Below are 18,915 nucleotides of genomic sequence, written 5' to 3'. Positions count from 1 at the left end.
CGGGTTTTTTAACTTCGCGCGCGCGCAGCCCCGGCCTCAGGCCGGGCCGGAGCCGGCGATGATGCCGCCGCCCAGGCAAACGTCGCCGTCGTACAGCACGGCCGACTGGCCCGGCGTGACCGCCCACTGCGGATCGGTGAAGCTGAGCGCGAAGTTGGCGTCGCCCTCGGGCGCGATGGCGCAGGCCACGTCGGCCTGGCGGTAGCGCGTCTTGGCCGCCATGGCGCGCGCCTCGGGGGCGTGGCCGGCGATCCAGCTGGCCTGGTCGGCGCTCAGCGCGGCCGACAGCAGCCACGGGTGGTCATGACCCTGCACGATGTAGAGGATGTTGTTGACCACGTCCTTCTTCGCCACGTACCAGGCGTCGCTGCTGCCGTCCGGGTTCTTGTAGGCCTTCATGCCGCCGACGCCGATGCCCTTGCGCTGGCCCAGGGTGTAGAAGCTCAAGCCCACGTGCTCGCCGACCACCTTGCCGTCCGGCGTCATCATCGGCCCCGGCTTGTATGACAGGTAGCGGTTGAGGAACTCGCGGAACGGCCGCTCGCCGATGAAGCAGATGCCGGTCGAGTCCTTCTTGGCGGCGTTCGGCAGCGCCAGCTTCTCGGCGATCAAACGCACCTCGGTCTTGGGGATCTCGCCCAGCGGGAACAGCGTCTTGGACAACTGCGCCTGGTTCAAGCGGTGCAGGAAGTAGCTCTGGTCCTTGGTGTGGTCCATGGCCTTGAGCAGTTCGAAGCGGGCGCCGTTCTGCCGCACGCGGGCGTAGTGGCCGGTGGCGATCAGGTCGGCGCCCAGGTGCATGGCGTGGTCGAGGAAGGCCTTGAACTTGATCTCGGCGTTGCACAACACGTCCGGGTTGGGCGTGCGGCCGGCCTGGTATTCGCGCAGGAAGTCGGCGAACACGCGGTCCTTGTACTCGGCGGCGAAGTTGACGGCCTCGATGTCGACGCCGATCACGTCGGCCACGCTGGCCGCGTCGATCCAGTCCTGCCGCGTCGAGCAGTACTCGGAGTCGTCGTCGTCCTCCCAATTCTTCATGAACAGGCCGATCACCTCGTAGCCCTGCTCCTTGAGCATCCATGCCGCGACCGAGGAGTCGACCCCGCCTGACATACCGATCACGACTTTTTTCTTACTCATCTTGCTTCATTTCCAAATTATGTTGATTCCACTTCCTTGAACACGGAAGCGTGGGTGTGCAGCAGCGCCAGCGGCGCGCGCAGACCGGACAGGTATTCGTCGACGCATTGCAGCACCAGCGGGCTGCGGTGGCGCTCGGGGCAGGCGGCGATTTCGTCGCGCGTCATCCACAGGGTGCGGATGATGCCCTCGTCGAGCGGCTGGTCGTACTCGCGGCCCGGCACGCCGCAGAAGGTGAAGCGCAGATAGGTCACTTCCTCGCCGGTGCGGCGCGAGGTGTAGCGCGACATGTACATGCCGACCAGCGCGGTCGGCGTGAAGTCGTGCGCCGTCTCCTCCAGCGTCTCGCGCACCACCGCCTGCTCCAGCGACTCATGCGGGTCCAGGTGGCCGGCCGGCTGGTTGATGCGGATCCCGTCGCTGGTCTCTTCTTCGACCAGCAAAAACCGCCCATCCCGTTCGATGATGGCGGCAACAGTAACAGAGGGTTTCCAGATACGCGGCATGAGTCATCCTTGAAAGAGCCGACATTTTAGCCTGTTCCGCGCGCTTCGTTCTTTCATCGTGTCGTCGCTAAATGGTATTGGCTTGAAAAAACGCAAAGTTGATGCGGAAAAACTATGGTCGACTGTTGGGTTTTCCGCTTGTGCACGTGTTTTGTTGCGGATTCATTACAAAAAGTAATAAATGTAGTGATAAATGGCGTATTTATTGATAAATAAATAGCAAGTATAGTGGGGCTCGCGGCAGCGGCGCAGCCGCTTGCGGCACGGTATGGACTAGTGGGACGCCCCTAATTGTTGCCGGGGCAAAATTGTAAGAGTCGTGGTTTTCCGTGTTAGATTCTAGTCAGTTTATCAACCTTTGGAGGCATTTATGAGAATAGGCATACCGGCCGAGACGCGGTCGGGCGAGACGCGCGTGGCGGCAACGCCCGAGACAGTCAAAAAGCTCGCAGCCAAACACCAGATCATCGTGCAGTCCGGCGCCGGCCTGACGGCTTCGGTGACGGACCAGGCCTATGCCGCCGCCGGCGCGCAGATCGGCACGGCGGCCGAGGCCTTCGGCGCCGAGGTGGTGCTCAAGGTACGCGCACCGAATGTTGACGAACGCGCGCTGATGACCCCGGGGACGGTGGTGGTCGGCATGCTCAATCCCTTCGACGCCGACAACAACGCCGCCATGGCGGCGGCCGGCTTGCAGGCCTTCGCCCTCGAGGCGGTGCCGCGCATCACCCGCGCCCAGTCGATGGACGTGCTGTCCTCGCAGGCCAACATCGCCGGCTACAAGGCGGTGCTGGTGGCGGCCAACACCTACCAGCGCTTCATGCCGATGCTGATGACGGCGGCCGGCACGGTGAAGGCGGCGCGGGTGCTGATCATGGGCGTCGGCGTGGCCGGCCTGCAGGCCATCGCCACGGCCAAGCGCCTGGGCGCGGTGATCGAGGCCTGCGACGTGCGCCCGCCCGTCAAGGAGCAGGTCGAATCGCTCGGCGCCAAGTTCATCGACGTGCCCTTCCTGACCGACGAGGAGCGCGAGATCGCCAAGGGCGTCGGCGGCTACGCCCGCTCGATGCCGGCCGACTGGATGCGCCGCCAGGCCGAGCTGGTGCACGAACGCGCCAAGCTGGCCGACATCATCATCACCACCGCGCTGATCCCCGGCCGGCCGGCGCCGGTGCTGATCTCCGAGGAGACCGTCAAGGCCATGAAGCCCGGCTCGGTGATCGTCGACCTGGCCGTTTCGCAGGGCGGCAACTGCCCGCTGTCGGAATTGAACAAGACCGTGGTCAAGCACGGCGTGCACATCGTCGGCGAGCCCGACCTGGCCACCCTGGTGGCGGCCGACGCCTCGGCGCTGTACGCGCGCAACGTGCTCGACTTCCTCAAGCTGATCTTCGACAAGGAAGACAAGCTGGTGATCGACCGCGAAGACGAAATCCTCAAGGCCGCGCTGATGTGCGCCGGCGGCGAAGTGCTGCGCAAATAAAGGAGAAGAATATGGAAGTCACCCACACCATCACCAATCTGATCATCTTCGTGCTGGCCATCTACGTCGGCTACCACGTGGTCTGGAACGTCACGCCGGCGCTGCACACGCCGCTGATGGCGGTCACCAACGCCGTTTCGGCGATCATCATCGTCGGCGCCATGCTGGCGGCCGGTCTGACCGAGGGCCTGGTCGGCCAGGTCGCCGGCACCGTCGCCGTCGCGCTGGCGGCGGTCAACGTCTTCGGCGGCTTCCTGGTCACCCAGCGCATGCTGGAGATGTTCAGGAAAAAAGAGCCGAAGGCCAAGAAGGACGGGGGTAAGGCATGAGTTTCAGCATGGATTTCATCAGCATGAACCTGGTCACGATGATGTACCTGATCGCGTCCGTCTGCTTCATCCAGGCCTTGAAGGGCCTGTCCTCGCCGGCCAACGCGCGCAAGGGTAACGCCTTCGGCATGTCCGGCATGGCCATCGCCGCCGTCACCACGCTGGCGCTGATCCTCAAGCTCAAGGCGCAGGCCAGCGGCGGCGGCGTCGGCTTCCTGCTGGTGGTGGGCGGCGTGGTGGTGGGCGGCGGCATCGGCGCGCTGCTGGCGAAAAAGGTCGAGATGACCAAGATGCCGGAACTGGTCGCGGCGATGCACTCGCTGATCGGCCTGGCCGCCGTCTGCATCGCCGTCGCCGCCGTCTCCGAGCCGCACGCCTTCAACATCGCCGCCCTCGGCGCGGCGCTGCCGCTGGGCAACCGCATCGAACTGTTCATCGGCACCTTCGTCGGCGCCATCACCTTCTCCGGTTCGGTGATCGCCTTCGGCAAGCTGTCGGGCAAGTACAAGTTCCGCCTGTTCCAGGGCGCGCCGGTCAGCTTCCCCGGCCAGCACATGCTCAACCTGGTGCTGGCGCTGGTGATGGTCGGCCTGGGCCTGGCGTTCTGCCTGGCCGACGGCGTCGCGCCGGCGTGGCTGCCGTTCATCGTCATGACGGCGATCGCCTTCGCCCTCGGCGTGTTGATCATCATCCCGATCGGCGGCGCCGACATGCCGGTGGTGGTGTCGATGCTGAACTCCTACTCGGGCTGGGCGGCGGCCGGCATCGGCTTCTCGCTCAACAACGCCATGCTGATCATCGCCGGCTCGCTGGTCGGTTCGTCCGGCGCGATCCTGTCCTACATCATGTGCAAGGCGATGAACCGCTCCTTCTTCAACGTCATCCTGGGCGGCTTCGGCGGCGACCCGGCGGCGGCCGGTCCGGCCGGCGCGCAGGAGGCCCGGCCGGTCAAGTCCGGTTCGGCCGACGACGCCGCCTTCATCATGGCCAACGCCGAGAGCGTGATCATCGTGCCGGGTTACGGCCTGGCCGTGGCGCGCGCCCAGCACTCCTTGAAGGAACTGGTCGAGAAGCTGACCCACAAGGGCGTCAGCGTGAAGTACGCGATCCATCCGGTGGCCGGGCGCATGCCGGGCCACATGAACGTGCTGCTGGCCGAGGCCGAGGTGCCCTACGACCAGGTGTTCGAGATGGAGGACATCAACGGCGAGTTCGGCCAGACCGACGTGGTGCTGGTGCTGGGCGCCAACGACGTGGTCAACCCGGCGGCCAAGGACCCGAAATCGCCGATCGCCGGCATGCCGATCCTGGAGGCCTACAAGGCCAAGAGCATCATCGTCAACAAGCGCTCGATGGCTTCCGGTTACGCCGGCCTGGACAACGACCTGTTCTACCAGGCCAACACCATGATGGTCTTCGGCGATGCCAAGAAGGTCATCGAGGACATGGTCAAGGCGGTCGAATAGGGCCGCGCCGGCGGCCGCCCGGGCGCCGGCGTCAACACCACGGCGGCGCCCGGGTGGCGCCGCCGCATCCCCACCGCGCCCGGCGCCCGCCCGGCGCGGTTTTTTTTGCGCCGCGCTGGCGTGCGCCGAAAAATAATACTCTTCAGATAGTATTGGTTAGATTGCAAGACCGCGACTCGGGGATAATGGCAACATATTTTGTATCCCCGCAATTGACCGCGCCCTGTTCGCCTATCGCCAGCCCCGAAAAGTATGAACCCTCGCCAGCCATCCTCGCCGCTCCGCCGCCTGCGCCTGTCGCCCGGCAGCGTCGTCGTCGGCGCCGTCGTCCTGTCGGCGACGCTGGCCGGCCTGACCTTGGCCGGCGGCCGTGGCTGGAGCGGCGGCGTCAAGTCGGCCGAGGTGCGCCAGGAGGTGTTGCTCAACAGCGCGGCCAACGCCGTGATGGAGCCGCTGGCGATGGCCGCCACCGGCGACGACAGCCTGGTCGTCGCCGGCGGCGCCACCGCCACGCGGCAGGCCTGGGCGGCCCGGCTGAACGCCGCCAACAAGGTCGAGTGGATCTATTTCCGCGAGTCGCCGCCGGCCGAGCGGCTGGCGCAGGAGGCCAGTTCGACCACGCCGGAGTTCCGCGCCGTGGCCAGCATGGCCGACGGCAGCGTTTTTTTATGCGGCAACACGCCGTACCGCACCGGCGCCTCGAACATCTTCCTCACCCAGCTCGACCGCCAGGGCCAGCTGCTCAGCGAAAAACCGGTGGAGACGCCGGCCTCGAGCGGCGCCATGGTCTACCGCGCCGACCAGTGCATCGCCTGGGGCGAGGGCGTGGTGATCGTCGCCCACGAGCAGCACTACCCCTTGCCCGGCGCCGACGGCGGCCACGGCGTGCGCGCCTCGTATCTGCTGCTGGCCTTCGACCGGCTGGGCAATTTCAAATGGGAGCAGGCGGTGCCGACGCTGGGCGAGGGCTTCGCGCCGGACGGCCAGGGCGTGATCGTGCGCAACGTCGGCGGCGCGCTGCTGGTGTCGGCCACCGACAACGTCGACACCGAGGTGCTGCGCTTCGACGCCAAGGGCCAGTTGCGCGCCCACCGCCGCTTCGACGGCCGCTATCTGCTGATCCAGGGCCAGGACGGCGGCGCGCTCAAGTTGTTCGGCTCGGTGCCGGACAACGACGCGCTGCCGCGCAGCGTGATCACGCTCGACGACACGCTGGCGGTGGTGGCGCGCACCCAGGGCGACAAACCGTTCGACTTCAGCGTGCGCCATGTCTTCGAGAAGCGCGACGGCTCGCTGCTGCTGTTCGGCTCGGAGGCCCACGCCCAGGGCGCCGGTCTGCGCGCCGGCGTGCGCGCGGTCGACGCCGCGCTCAAGCAGGAGCGCCACGTCACGCTGGACCACCGCCAGCGGCTCGACCCGAACGCCATCCTGGCCGCCAGCGCGCGCCGGCGCGACGGCCGCTACGCCTATGCGACGATCGCGGTGCCGGCGCGCAGCGCCGTGCGCACCAGCGGCGCCGAGCCGGCCGACGTGGTGGTCGGCGCGGTGGTCACCTTCCTCGAGTAAACGGCATTCGGCCAGCCGGCTGGCTTGGCAAAACCCAGCGGCGTGGAACTGGGGTCGATTCGCAAGCCATGGGCCGGGTCNNCCCCCCCCCCGGCGTTGCGGCGTTGGGTGGTTTGGCCGCCGCCGGCGCGCCGGCCTAGCGCCGGCCGTACAGCATCAGCTCGGCCAACAGGCCGCGCGCCGGGCCGACCACGTCGATCGCCGCCAGCGACAGGCCGAGCAGCGCCTGCAGCGGCGAGTCGTTGGCGAAGACGCGGGCCATGGTGTCGGTCAGGCGCACGGTCAACGCGCGGTCCTGCCGGCGCAGGCCGTTGAACTGGCCCAGCATGGCCGGCGTGGCGCCCTGCGCCAGCAGACGCGCCAGCACGCTGACGTCGCGCAGGCCCAGGTTCAAGCCCTGGCCGGCCACCGGGTGCAGGGTCTGCGCGGCGTTGCCGACGGCGACAGTGCGGGCGCTGCCGCGCTCGCCGGCGTTCAGGCCGAGCGGGAAGCCCAGGCGCGGCGTGACGTGGGTGAATTGGCCGAGGCGGCCGCCGAAGGCCTGGCCCAGCGCCGCCAGGAAGGCGGCATCGTCCAACGCCAGCAATTCTCGCGCCGTGTCCGGCCGGGCGCACCACACCAGCGAATAGCCGCCGTCCTGCGGCAGCAGCGCCAGCGGCCCCTGTTCGGTGAAGCGTTCGTAGGCGCGTTGCGGTATCGGCGCGCTGCTGCGCACCTCGGCGATCAGCGCGGTCTGTTGGTAGTCGTGGCGCTGGCTGCGGCTTTCCTGCTCGTCGAACAGGCCGCCCTCGGCCTGCACCACGATGGCGGCGCGCAGCGGGCGGCCGGCGCCGTCGGCGTCGGCGCCGGGCTCGTCGCCGGCCAGGCGCAGCTCGACATGCCCGGCCTGTTCGACGCAGCCGAGCACGCGGGCCGGGCGCAGCGCGGCGATGCCGGCGCGCTGGCATACCGCGCCCAGCGCCGTGACGATGTCGCCGTAGCGGGTCACATAGCCCAGCGCCGGCACGTGGTGTTCGCTGCGGTCGATCAGGCTGCGGCCGAACTGGCCACGGCGCGAGACGTGGATCTGGTGGATTTCGGTGCAGGCCAGCGGCCAGGCGCCGACCTGTTCGAGGATCTGCCGGCTGCCGTGCGACAGCGCCAGGGTGCGCGGGTCGCGGCTGGCCTGTTCCAGCGTCTTGGCGTCGACCAGCACGATGCGGCCCGGCGCCACGCCGCGTTTAGCCAGCAGCGCGGCCAGCGCCATGCCGGCCGGGCCGGCGCCGCAGATGGCGATGTCGTAGTCGACGGCGGCGCCGGGCGCCGGACGCCGCGCCGGGTTTTGTGCCGTGTCTTGTTCCGCGCCCTGCACCTTGCTCTGCTCTTGGTGCTGCGTGTTGCCCTGCTGCTGCCGCTCCTGGTGCTGCGCGTCGTGCCGTGTGTCCTGCGGTGTGTGGTTCGGTGTGGCGGTCATGGTGTGTGGCGCATCAGTTGTTCGATCTCGGCGACGGTCTTGGGCGCGGCGGCGCTCAGCACCTCGTGGCCGGTGGCGGTCAGCAGCACATCGTCCTCGATGCGGATGCCGGTGTTCCAGAATTGTTCGGGCACGCCCTCGGCCGGGCGCACATAGATGCCCGGTTCGACCGTCAGCACCATGCCCTCGCGCAGCGGGCGCGAGGGCTTGCCGGCGCTGGCCAGGTCGCGATAGTGGCCGACGTCGTGCACGTCCATGCCCAGCCAGTGGCCGGTGCCGTGCATGTAGAACTGCAGGTACTGGCGGTTGGCGATGACGTCGTCGACCGTGCCGCAGTGCTGGCGCGCCAGCAGGCCCAGGTCGAGCATGCCCTCGGCCAGCACGCGCAGCGCGGCGTCGTGCATGTCGGTGTAGCGGCGGCCCGGCTGGGCCGCCCGCAGCGCCGCCGCCTGCGCCGCCAGCACCAGCTCGTACAGCGCGCGCTGCGGCGCGCTGAAGCGGCCGTTGACGGGATAGCTGCGGCTGATGTCGGCGGCGTAACCGTCGAACTCGCAGCCGGCGTCGATCAGCACCAGCGCGCCGTCCTGGCACAGCGCGTTGTTGCGCTGGTAGTGCAGCACGCAGGCGTTGGCGCCGGCGGCGACGATCGAGGTGTAGGCCGGCGCCTGGGCGCCGTTGCGGCGGAATTCGTAGAGCAGCTCGGCTTCGATCTCATATTCGCGCATGCCGGGCCGGGTGGCGCGCATGGCGCGCAGGTGGGCCTGGGCCGAGATGGCGGCGGCGCGCCGCATCAGCGCCTGTTCGCTGTGGTCCTTGAACAGGCGCATCTCGTCGAGCAGCGGCAGCAGGTCGCAGGCCACGGTGGGCGCGGTGACGCCGCTGCGCGCCAGCCGGCGCACGCCGGCCAGCCAGGTTTTGACCTGGGCGTCCAACGCGGCGCTGTGGCCGAGCGCGTAGTACAGCGCCGGCGCGTTGGCCAGCAGGCGGCCCATTTCGGCGTCCAGCTCGTCGATCGGGTGGGCGGCGTCGAAGCCGAAGCCGGCGCGCGCCGCCTCGGGGCCGTGGCGGAAGCCGTCCCAGATCTCGCGCTCGGGGTTCTTCTCGCGGCAGAACAGGATGCTGCGGGCCGGCGCGTCGGCGCGCGCGGCGATCAGCACCAGCACGCTGTCGGGCTCGTCGAAGCCGCTCAGGTAGTAGAAGTAGCTGTCGTGGCGGTAGGGATAGTCGCTGTCGCTGTTGCGCGCCACCTCGGGCGCGGTGGCGAGCACCGCCACGCCGCCCGCCTGCATGTGCGCCAGCAGGCGGGCGCGGCGCGCGGCGTACTGGCTCATCGCGCGGCGGGGCGGTTCAGGGCCTCGAGCTGCTCGACCGTGCCGACGTTGGTCCAGTCGCCCTCGTAGACTTCGCCGCCGACGCGGCCCTGGCCGATCAACCGGCGCAGCAGCGGGCCGAGCTTGGCGTGGCTGCCGGCCTCGATGCCGTCGAAGATCTCCGGCCGGTAGACGCCGATATTGGCGAAGGTCCACAAGGGCGCGCCGTCGTTCGTCAGCGTGTACAGGTTGACGCCGAAGTCGCCCAGCGGGTGGTGCTCCGGGTTCTTCACCAGGTAGAGCCAGGCCAGGTCGCGCTTCTCCTCGGGCCAGGGCACGCCCCACATGTCGTGCTCGGGCAGCACGTCCTTGACCTGCTCGAAGTCGAAGTAGGGGCAGTAGATGTCGCCGGAGATGGCGACGAAGGGCGCGTCGCCGAGCAACTGGCGGGCGTTGGCCACGCCGCCGGCCGTCTCCAGCGCGGTCTGCTCGGGCGAGTAGGCGATGCGCGCGCCGAACTGGCTGCCGTCGCCCAGCGTCTGTTCGATCAGGTCGCCCAGGTGGGCGTGGTTGACGACGATGTCGGTGATGCCGGCGCGTACCAGGTTGAGCACGTGCCAGACGATCAGCGGGCGGCCGCGCACCGGCAGCAGCGGTTTCGGGCAGGTGTCGGTCAGCGGACGCATCCGCTCGCCGCGGCCGGCGGCGAAGATCATGGCTTTCATGGCGGCCCCGCTCAGAAGGTGTAGCCGACTTGCGGCTGGACGTCGTCGAGCTGGTCGAGCAGGCGCACCAGCGGCTTGAGTTCGCGGTAGCGGTTGGCCGTCTTGCGCACGTAGTCGAGCAGGACCGGCAGGTCGCCGAGGAAGTTGCTCTTGCCGTCGCGGTAGGCCAGGCGGCAGAACAGGCCCAGGTTCTTCAGGTGGCGCTGCAGCGCCATGAATTCGAAGTCGCGGTAGAAGGCGTCGATGTCCTTGTTGACCGGCAGGCCCAGCTCCTTGGCCCGCTGCCAGTAGCGGATCACCCAGTCGAGCACCAGTTCCTCGTCCCACTGCACGTAGGCGTCGCGCAGCAGCGAGCCGAGGTCGTAGGTGACCGGGCCGTGGACGGCGTCCTGGAAGTCGAGCACGCCGGGATTGCCGGCGTCCATGCGCATCAGGTTGCGCGAGTGGTAGTCGCGGTGCACATACACCTGCTGCTGCGCCAGGATGTTGGCCTGGATCGCCTCGAACACCTTGTTCAGCTCCGCGCTTTGCGCCTCGCTCAGCGTGGCGCCCAGGTGTTTGCCGATGTACCACTCGGGGAACAGGTTCAGCTCGCGCTGGAAGAAGGCGCGGTCGTATTCGGGCAGCACGCCGGGCTGGCTGGTCAGCTGGAAGCGGCTGAGCGCCTCCAGCGCCTCGGCGTACAGGGTCGAGGCGTTGTCGTGGTCGAGCACCTGCAGGTAGGTGACGGTGCCCAGGTCGGACAGCAGCAGGAAGCCCTGTTCGAGATTCTGCGCGACGATGGCCGGCACCGACACGCCGGCGGCGGCCAGCATGCCGTCCAGCTTGACGAAGGCGGCGCTGTTCTCGCGCTCGGGCGGGGCGTCCATGACGATCAGGCTGGCGCCCAGGGCGTCGCGCTGGGCGGCCAGCACGTCGACGCGGAAGTAGCGGCGGAAGCTGGCGTCGGCCGAGGCCGGACGGGTGCTGTCGACCTGCACCAGGTTCAGGCTGGAGAGCCAGGCTTGCAACAGGATCAGGCGGGTGTCGGGCGCGGCGGGCGCCGCGTCGGATGGTGAATTAGACAATAAAGACATAAAGCGGCCTGTGGAATCCGGTTGATTGTGAAGATTCCCATATAATAAGGGATTCAAATCAAAAAATCGCCTGTCATGGTGTTTCGATTCCTCTTTTCATGAGCAGTATGCGCCGGCCAACTGCCCCCCCCAAGCTGTACCGCTGGGCCTATGCCCTGACTGCCCTGCTCACCGCCTCGGCGGTGCCCGCCCACGCCCAGACCAAGCCGCGGCCGCCACGGGTGGAGGACAAGAACGCCGTCACCACCGTGCGCGCCGAGGACATCGGCGGCCGCCCCGAGCGTGAGATCACGCTCGACGGCGACGTCGAGATCGTCAAGGACCAGACCCGGGTCAAGGCCGATTCGGCCTGCTACCGCCAGGTCGAGGACGAGGTCGAGGCCAACGGCCAGGTGCGCATCTGGCGCTTCGGCGACTACTTCACCGGCGACGAGCTGAAGTTGAACCTCGACTCGGGCAAGGGCTATATGCTCAAGCCGACCTACCGCATGGAGCTCAACAACGCCCAGGGCAAGGCGCAGCGCATCAACTTCCTCAACGAGGACGAGGCGCTGGTGCTCGACGGCACCTACAGCACCTGCCAGGGACCGAACCCGGACTGGTATCTGAAGTCGAGCACCTTGAACCTGGACTCCGGCCGCGACGTCGGCACCGCCGGCAAGACCATCGTCTACTTCAAGGACGTGCCCATCCTCGGCACGCCGGCGATGTCGTTCTCGCTGTCGGGCGCGCGCCGCTCCGGCTGGCTGCCGCCGATGCCCGGCTTCGGCTCCAAGGGCGCGGCCGAGCTGACCGTGCCCTACTATGTCAACATCGCGCCCAACCGCGACCTGACGCTGTACCCGAAACTGATCCCCCGGCGCGGCTTCCAGCTCGGCGCCAACGGCCGCTACATCGGCGAGACCGCCAGCGGCGGCCTGTACGGCGGCGAGACCGACGTCGAGTTCCTGGCGCACGACAAGCAGACCGACAGCAAGCGCTGGAGCCTGAAGTCGAGCCACACCCAGGACCTGGCCAAGGACTGGTCGTTCGGCTGGAGCGTGCGCGCCGCCTCGGACGACAATTATCCGAACGATTTTTCCAAGACCGTTTCCGGCAGCGCCGAGCGGCAGCTGCTGCGCGAGCTGCGCACCGACTACCACGGCAGTTGGTGGAACCTGACGGCGCGGGTGCAGAAGTACCAGGTGCTGCAGGACCCCGACTCGGTGACCAACCCGGCGCTGTTCGTCTCGCGCCCCTACGACCGCCTGCCGGCCGTCAGCTTCAACGCCGCCCAGTACGACATCGGCGGCTTCGACTGGTCGTTCAACAGCGAGCTGACGCGCTTCTGGCACCCCGACCTGATCCGTGGCAGCCGCCTGGTGGCGGTGCCCCAGGTCAGCTATCCGATCATCGGGCCGAGCTTCCACATCACGCCCAAGCTGATGCTCAACGCCAGCGCCTACCAGCTCGATGCCCTCGGCACCCAGGGCGCCGAGTCGCTGACCCGCGTCGTGCCCACCTTCTCGCTCGACTCCGGCCTGGTGTTCGAACGCGACGCCAAGCTGTTCGGCCGCGCCATCACGCAGACGCTGGAGCCGCGCCTGTTCTATGTCAACACGCCGTACCGCGACCAGAGCAAGTTCCCGCACTTCGACACCGACGCCTCCAGCTTCAACTTCGCCCAGCTGTTCAGCGAGAACCGCTTCATCGGCTCGGACCGCATCGGCGACGCCAACCAGATGACCGCCGCGCTGGTCTCGCGCTTCCTCGAAAGCTCCGGCGCCGAGCGGCTGCGCCTGTCCTTCGGCCAGCGCTTCTACTTCCGCGACCAGCGCGTCCAGCTCGACGCCAGCAATCCGGTCAAGGATGCCCGTTCCGACCAGTTGCTGGCCGCCGCCGGCCGCATCTCCGACACCTGGAGCTTCGAGAGCGAGGTCCAGTACAACAACCGCGACAGCCGGATGGTCGCCGCCAGCTACGGCCTGCACTGGCAGCCGGGCCAAAAGAAGGTGGTCAACCTGAGTTACCACTACATCGACAAGGCGCTGAAGAATATGGAGTTGTCGAGCCAGTGGCCGCTGTCGCAGCGCTGGTACGGCGTGGGCCGGGTGGTGTATTCGCAGCTCGACAAAAAAGTCATCGAAAGCCTGATCGGTCTTGAATACAATGCCGATTGCTGGGTGTTCCGCATGGGGGCCCAGCGCTTCGTCGCCACCGCCAAGAATGTGTCGACGCCGATCTTCTTCCAGCTGGAGTTGAACGGCCTGTCCAAACTGGGCGTGGGCAACCCGCTCGAGGCGATGAAGAACAGCATCCCCGGCTACCAGCGTTTGAATGAGGGCTACGGCCGCTAGAACTTTCCGCACGCGCGGCGGTCCTATGTCCGGCGTGCTTTTTGATTGTGTACCACCTGACTGATGAGCGTTCCACATTATGCGTAATGCCAGTATGCACCAACTGAAAATCGCCGCAGCCCTGCTGTGCGCCACCACCGTCAGCGCCGCCTGGGCGCAGGACGCCAAGCCGGCCGCCGCTCCTGTGGCGGCCAGCGCCGCCGCGCCGGCCGCGCCGGCCGCCGCCAAGGGCTTCACGCCGCCCGGCCAGCAGTCGAACAACAAGCCGATCGATTCGATCGCCGTGGTGGTCAACGACGACGTCATCACGCGTCAGGAGCTGGCCGCCCGCGTCGGCACGGTGACCCGCCGCATGAAGGCGCAGAACGTCGCCATGCCCGAGCCGGCCGACCTGCAACGGCAGATGCTGGAACGGATGATCGTCGAACGCGCCCAGCTGCAGCTGGCCAAGGAAATGGGCGTGCGGGTCGACGACACCATGCTCGACCGCGCCATCGGCCGCATCGCCGAGCAGCAGAAGCTGACCGTGCAGGCGTTGCGCGACCAGATGGAAAAGGACGGCACCGCCTTCGCCGCCTTCCGCGAGGAGATCCGCGAGGAGATCATCATGCAGCGCCTGCGCGAGCACGAGGTCGACGCCAAGATCCAGATTTCCGACGCCGAGGTGGACAGCTACCTGGAGGCCGAGAAGGCCGCCGCCGCCGAGCAGTTCGAGATGAACCTGGCGCAGATCATGGTGCGCATTCCGGAGAACGCCTCGCCCGAGGTGATCGCCCAACGCAAGGCGCGCGCCGACGAGGTGATGCGCCAGCTGCGCACCGGCGCCGACTTCGCCAAGATGGCCGGCACCTATTCGGACGCCAGCGACGCGCTGAAGGGCGGCGAGATCGGCTGGCGCAGCGGCGACCGCCTGCCGCCGATGTTCGCCGAGGCGCTGACCAAGCTCAAACCGGGCCAGGTGACGCCGGTGATGAAGAGCGTCGGCGGTTTCCACATCATCAAGCTGGTCGACAAGCGCAGCCTGGCCGAGGCGGCCGCCGCCGCCGCCGTGCAGCAGACCCACGTCCGCCAGATCCTGATCAAGGTCACGCCGACCATGAGCGCCTACGACGCCAAGCGCAAGCTGACCGAGTTGAAGGAGCGCCTGGACAACAAGGCCGCCAAGTTCGAGGAACTGGCGCGCCTGTTCTCGACCGACAGCTCGGCCTCCAAGGGCGGCGACCTGGGTTGGTTGTACCCGGGCGACATCGTGCCCGAGTTCGAGGCGGTGATGAACGCGCTGAAACCGGGCGAGGTCAGCGCGCCGATCGAGACCAGCTTCGGCTACCACCTGATCGAGGTGTTGGAGCGCAAGAGCGACGACGCCTCCAAGGAACGCCAGCGCAACGCCGCGCGCAACGCCATCCGCGACCGCAAGATGGAAGAGGCGGCCGAGGATTGGCAGCGCCAGGTGCGCGACCGCGCCTATGTCGAGTTCCGCACCGACGAGGCGAAGTAACATGGGAGGCCAGGCATGAGTAGTCCCAGCAGCGGCCGGCGTCCGGCCATCGCCGTCACCGTCGGCGAACCGGCCGGCATCGGCCCGGAGATCTCGATCCGCGCCGCCTGGGCGCGGCGCCACGAGGTCAACTGCGTGCTGCTGGGCGATGCCGCCTACCTGGCCATGATCGCCCACGAGATCGACCCGGCGATCCGCCTGTCGGCCTTGTCGCTGCAGGCGTTGCGCAACGGCGGCCTGCCGCATTTCGGCCCGGCCAGCGTCAGCGTGGTCGACATTCCGCTGGCGGCGCACGTGCGCGCCGGTGTGCTGGACAAGGAAAACGGCCGCAGCGTGCTGGCCACGCTGGACGCCGCCATCGAAGGCGTGCGGGCCGGCTGGTTCGCCGCCGTGGTCACCGCGCCGCTGCAAAAGAGCACCATCAACGACGCCGGCGTGGCCTTTTCCGGCCACACCGAATACTTCGCCGAGCGCAGCGGCACCGCCCAGGTGGTGATGATGCTGGCCGGCCAGCCGCTGGGCCACACGCCGCAGCTGCCGCAGTTGCGCGTGGCGCTGGCCACCACCCATTTGCCGCTGAAGGACGTGGCGGCCGCGCTCAGCGTCGCCGGCCTCGGCGTCACCCTCGACATCATCGACCGCGATCTGCGGCGGCGCTTCGGCATCGTCGCGCCGCGCATCCTGGTGGCCGGGCTGAACCCGCACGCCGGCGAGGGCGGCTACCTGGGGCGCGAGGAGATCGACATCATCGCGCCGGCCATCGCGGCGGCGCAGGCGCGCGACATCGACGCGCGCGGCCCCTATCCGGCCGACACCCTGTTCCAGCCGCGCCACCTGCACGAAGCCGACTGCGTGCTGGCCATGTACCACGACCAGGGCCTGCCGGTGCTCAAGTACGCCACCTTCGGCAACGGCGTCAACATCACGCTGGGCCTGCCGCTGATCCGCACCTCGGTCGATCACGGCACCGCCCTCGACCTGGCGGCCCGGGGCCTCGGCCTGGCCGACTGCGCCAGCATGGAGCAGGCCATCACCAGCGCGCTGGCGATGGTCGCCGCCGGCGGCTAGGCGCCGCGGCGGCCGCCGGCGCGCCGCATCCCGCCACACCGCGCCACACCACGCCATATCACGCCACACCCGCTGAACCGCTGAACCCCTTACGCAGAAGAAGAACAACCATGAAACACATCGCCCGCAAACGCTTCGGCCAGAATTTTTTACATGACAAGTACGTGCTGTCGGCCATCACCGAAGCCATCGCGCCGCAAGCCGGCGACGCCATGGTCGAGATCGGCCCCGGCCTGGGCGCCATGACCGAGCAGCTGATGCGCAGCCTGACGATGATGCACGTCGTCGAGCTCGACCGCGACCTGGTGGCGCGCCTGGAGAAAACCTTCAACCCGGCCAAGCTGACCATCCACGCCGGCGACGCGCTGAAGTTCGACTTCACCACGATCCCGGTGCCGGCCGGGCAAAAGCTGCGCGTGGTCGGTAATCTGCCGTACAATATTTCCAGCCCGCTGCTGTTCCACCTGGCCGACATCGCCCCGCTGGTGCAGGACCAGCACTTCATGCTGCAAAAGGAGGTGGTCGAACGGATGGCCGCGCCGCCCGGCAGCAAGACCTACGGCCGCCTGTCGGTGATGCTGCAATGGCGCTACGCGATCACCCTGTTGTTCGTGGTGCCGCCCGAGGCCTTCGATCCGCCGCCCAAGGTGGAGTCGGCCATCGTGCGCATGATCCCCTTGGCCGAGCCGCTGGCCTGCGACGGTCCGACCTTGGAGGCGGTGGTGTTGAAGGCTTTCTCGCAGCGCCGCAAGGTGATCCGCAACTGCCTGGCCGGCATGTTCACCGAGCAGCAAATCATCGCCGCCGGCATCGACCCGTCGATGCGGCCGGAGACCGTCGGCGTGGCGCAGTACGTGGCGCTGGCCAACAGCCTGAAGGCGCCGGTGGCGCCGCCCGTTCCATCCTGACCTAGCCTGAGCGACCCAAGGGAGAGCCGAAGATGAGCAAGAATGCCCGTGTCAGCCGGCGCGCCGATTTGCGCCTGCCGGCCACCGTGACGATGATCGACGAGTCGCGCCACGCCGCCCATACGCTGGACCTGTCGCAGGGCGGCGTCAGCCTGCAGACCGCCAGCCAGATCCGTCTGGCGCAGTATTGCGCGGTCAGCTTCCAGGTCGCCATCGGCGAGGAGCGCCGCACCGTGTTGGCGATGGGGCAGGTGGTCTACAGCGACCCCGACCCGGAGCTGGGCTACAAGACCGGGGTGCAGTTCATCAAGATCGACCAGCGCAGCGTGGCCGTCATCGAGGAGCTGCTGGCCGCGCCGGCCTGAGTCGGCCACGCCGTCCGCATCGTCCGCACCGGGGCAGCGCCGCCAGGCCTGCCCTTTTTTGCGTCCGCACTAAGCGAGCGGGCAAAAAAAAGCCCGCTGGTAAAAGCGGGCGAAATCCAATTCTTTGCAGAAGTGGAGGAGACGGATCTAGTATGCTGCGGCGCCGCATATAACGCCAATTTATATTTCGCATACCAGATATCATCGAATTTGATATCTCCACTTCACCGGTCCGCGTGGCGGACCGGACTATTGCTTACTGCGCCTTGCAGCTGACCTGGACGTTGCTGACGATGGCATCGCCCATCAAGCCGGAGCCATTGACGACGCTGCAGAACTGCCCCTTGGGCTGGGTCTGCACGGTGATGCCGTAGGCGACGCCCTGTTCGACCGGGCCGAAACCGAAGGTCGGGTTGGTGCTGCCGTTGGTGGCGGCGGCGATGGTGACCTGGCCGCCGGTGCTGCCGTTAATCAGCACCAACTGCGGGTCGGTGGTGGCGACCTGGGCGGTCAGGCCGGTGACCCAGCCGGTCACCATGTAGGCGTTCTTGGTGCAGTTGAAGATCGCCGCGATGTTGGTGGTCTGGCCGGCCGTGCCCGAGGTGCCACGGTAGGCGCTGCAGGTCATGTGGACAGGGTCTTGCTTGACGCGGATCTCGTAGGCGTCGCCATATGACAGGCGGCGGCCGAAGGTGAAGTTGACGGTGCCGGCGGCCGGCGCGACGTTGACGTCGTCGTTGCCGCCCATGGTCAGGACCAGGCCGGGGTTGCTCAGGCCGATGACGGTGCCGCTGACGTCGAACGAGGCTTTGCCGCCGCAGCCGGCCAGTGCCAGGATCAGTGCCAGCGCCGCAGAGGCGCGCAGGGTCGAAAATTTCATTGCATTCTCCAAGGGGGGAGGGGGGCGCGGCCGGTCGGGCCGCCGCGCCGGTTCAGGTTGCGGGCGAGCTTGGTATTGCTTGATATTGCTGGATATTTCTGGTGATCGCTTGCTCTTATTTGCTGCAGACGACGGTGACGTTGTCGATGGCAGCGGTGGCCATGATACCGTTGCCGTTGCTGACGATGCAGTTCTTGGCGCCCTGCGGCTTGGTCAGTACGGTCACGCCGTAGGGCGCGCCAACCATCACCATGGGCAAACTGAACTTGACGGCGGCGCCCGCCGTGGCCGGCGCAGCCACGGCGACCGATTCCTTGCCATTGGTCAGCACCAGCGAACCGTCGCCGGCATCGAGGCCTGTGACGCTGCCGCCGAGCGCGTAGCTGTCGGTGATGCAAGACACCACCGCCTGCGAGACGGTGTAGGTGTTGGCCTTATTCTTGCTGTTGATGATCGTGCATTTGGAGTTGTTCGGTTGTTGACCGAACACGATGTCGAATTGCTTGTCGTCGCCGATCAGCTCGGCGAACTGGAAGGTGGCGTCGCCGGCGTTTGGCTTGGCTTCCCAGCTGCCGTTCTTCAGGATCAGGCCGGGCTGGGTCAGGCCGACGATGCGGCCGCCGAGGACCATGTTGCCGTTGCCGCCGCCGCAGGCGGCCAGGGTTGCCGCGCACAGCAGGGCCAGGCCCGGACGGATGTAAATACTTTTCATGAACACTCTCTCCAAAAACGAATCGGGACCGGGACGGCTGGCAACACGGCCATCGCGCGCGGCGCGCGTCGGCGCCTGCGGGAGACCGTATGCT

The 18,915-nt window shown here is 67.7% G+C and carries 17 protein-coding genes; 9 read left to right on the top strand and 8 right to left on the bottom strand.

All coding sequences use genetic code 11. The annotated features are described in order from the left end of the window. Window positions 1-36: 36 nt before the first annotated feature. Window positions 37-1,140 (bottom strand): tRNA 2-thiouridine(34) synthase MnmA, encoded by a 1,104-nt coding sequence (gene mnmA / locus H7U20_RS15455; protein WP_199760041.1) that lies wholly within the window; start codon window positions 1,138-1,140, stop codon window positions 37-39. A 17-nt stretch (window positions 1,141-1,157) separates the two neighbouring features. Beyond that, on the bottom strand, window positions 1,158-1,646 hold the full coding sequence (locus H7U20_RS15450) for an NUDIX hydrolase (RefSeq protein ID WP_199760040.1): 489 nt from the start codon (window positions 1,644-1,646) through the stop codon (window positions 1,158-1,160). A gap of 370 nt (window positions 1,647-2,016) precedes the next feature. On the opposite strand from H7U20_RS15450, the gene H7U20_RS15445 reads away from it, so the two are divergent. The 4 genes from H7U20_RS15445 to H7U20_RS15430 all read left to right on the top strand — a co-directional run bounded on the left by H7U20_RS15445 (window position 2,017) and on the right by H7U20_RS15430 (window position 6,490). Continuing rightward, entirely contained in the window at window positions 2,017-3,129 is a 1,113-nt protein-coding gene (locus tag H7U20_RS15445) for a Re/Si-specific NAD(P)(+) transhydrogenase subunit alpha (RefSeq protein WP_199760039.1), read from the top strand. Window positions 3,130-3,140: 11 nt separating this feature from the next. After that, a complete protein-coding gene (locus H7U20_RS15440) occupies window positions 3,141-3,458 on the top strand; it encodes an NAD(P) transhydrogenase subunit alpha part 2 (protein ID WP_199760038.1) in 318 nt (105 codons plus the stop codon). An 8-nt stretch (window positions 3,459-3,466) separates the two neighbouring features. Beyond that, the gene (locus H7U20_RS15435; RefSeq protein WP_199760037.1) at window positions 3,467-4,924 is read left to right on the top strand and encodes an NAD(P)(+) transhydrogenase (Re/Si-specific) subunit beta; all 1,458 of its coding nucleotides are present in this window, start codon (window positions 3,467-3,469) and stop codon (window positions 4,922-4,924) included. Window positions 4,925-5,176: 252 nt separating this feature from the next. Next, window positions 5,177-6,490, top strand: a complete 1,314-nt coding sequence (locus H7U20_RS15430; protein WP_199760036.1) for a hypothetical protein — start codon at window positions 5,177-5,179, stop codon at window positions 6,488-6,490. Between the two features lie 136 nt (window positions 6,491-6,626). Here the strand turns inward: H7U20_RS15430 and H7U20_RS15425 are convergent, their stop codons facing one another. The 4 genes from H7U20_RS15425 to H7U20_RS15410 form a co-directional block, all read right to left on the bottom strand. Beyond that, a complete protein-coding gene (locus H7U20_RS15425; RefSeq protein ID WP_233410792.1) occupies window positions 6,627-7,736 on the bottom strand; it encodes an FAD-dependent monooxygenase in 1,110 nt (369 codons plus the stop codon). A gap of 203 nt (window positions 7,737-7,939) precedes the next feature. Beyond that, entirely contained in the window at window positions 7,940-9,274 is a 1,335-nt protein-coding gene (pepP, locus tag H7U20_RS15420) for a Xaa-Pro aminopeptidase (protein WP_199760034.1), read from the bottom strand. Beyond that, on the bottom strand, window positions 9,271-9,978 hold the full coding sequence (gene murU, locus H7U20_RS15415; protein WP_199760033.1) for an N-acetylmuramate alpha-1-phosphate uridylyltransferase MurU: 708 nt from the start codon (window positions 9,976-9,978) through the stop codon (window positions 9,271-9,273). The genes pepP and murU overlap by 4 nt, the downstream gene beginning before the upstream one ends. 11 nt (window positions 9,979-9,989) lie before the next feature. Then, window positions 9,990-11,054, bottom strand: a complete 1,065-nt coding sequence (locus tag H7U20_RS15410; protein WP_199760032.1) for an aminoglycoside phosphotransferase family protein — start codon at window positions 11,052-11,054, stop codon at window positions 9,990-9,992. A 107-nt stretch (window positions 11,055-11,161) separates the two neighbouring features. On the opposite strand from H7U20_RS15410, the gene H7U20_RS15405 reads away from it, so the two are divergent. The 5 genes from H7U20_RS15405 (at window position 11,162) to H7U20_RS15385 (ending at window position 17,229) form a co-directional block, all read left to right on the top strand. Beyond that, window positions 11,162-13,390, top strand: coding sequence for an LPS-assembly protein LptD (locus H7U20_RS15405; protein WP_233410784.1), 2,229 nt, complete (start codon window positions 11,162-11,164; stop codon window positions 13,388-13,390). Window positions 13,391-13,484: 94 nt separating this feature from the next. After that, a complete protein-coding gene (locus H7U20_RS15400) occupies window positions 13,485-14,888 on the top strand; it encodes a peptidylprolyl isomerase (RefSeq protein ID WP_199760030.1) in 1,404 nt (467 codons plus the stop codon). Window positions 14,889-14,903: 15 nt separating this feature from the next. After that, on the top strand, window positions 14,904-15,956 hold the full coding sequence (pdxA, locus tag H7U20_RS15395; RefSeq protein WP_199760029.1) for a 4-hydroxythreonine-4-phosphate dehydrogenase PdxA: 1,053 nt from the start codon (window positions 14,904-14,906) through the stop codon (window positions 15,954-15,956). A gap of 110 nt (window positions 15,957-16,066) precedes the next feature. Further along, the gene (gene rsmA, locus H7U20_RS15390; protein ID WP_199760028.1) at window positions 16,067-16,864 is read left to right on the top strand and encodes a 16S rRNA (adenine(1518)-N(6)/adenine(1519)-N(6))-dimethyltransferase RsmA; all 798 of its coding nucleotides are present in this window, start codon (window positions 16,067-16,069) and stop codon (window positions 16,862-16,864) included. A gap of 32 nt (window positions 16,865-16,896) precedes the next feature. Next, on the top strand, window positions 16,897-17,229 hold the full coding sequence (locus tag H7U20_RS15385; protein ID WP_199760027.1) for a PilZ domain-containing protein: 333 nt from the start codon (window positions 16,897-16,899) through the stop codon (window positions 17,227-17,229). Window positions 17,230-17,485: 256 nt separating this feature from the next. Here H7U20_RS15385 and H7U20_RS15380 read toward each other — a convergent pair whose 3' ends face one another. Then, complete coding sequence (locus H7U20_RS15380; protein WP_199760026.1) at window positions 17,486-18,109, bottom strand: hypothetical protein; 624 nt, start codon at window positions 18,107-18,109, stop codon at window positions 17,486-17,488. Between the two features lie 115 nt (window positions 18,110-18,224). Next, the gene (locus H7U20_RS15375) at window positions 18,225-18,821 is read right to left on the bottom strand and encodes a hypothetical protein (RefSeq protein ID WP_199760025.1); all 597 of its coding nucleotides are present in this window, start codon (window positions 18,819-18,821) and stop codon (window positions 18,225-18,227) included. Window positions 18,822-18,915 lie beyond the last annotated feature (94 nt).

It is taken from the genome of Rugamonas violacea (assembly GCF_016461825.1).
In the GTDB taxonomy this organism is placed as follows: Bacteria; Pseudomonadota; Gammaproteobacteria; order Burkholderiales; family Burkholderiaceae_D; genus Rugamonas.
The sequence above is the reverse complement of the archived record's forward strand: the minus strand, read 5'-3'. Positions and strand labels throughout refer to the sequence as shown.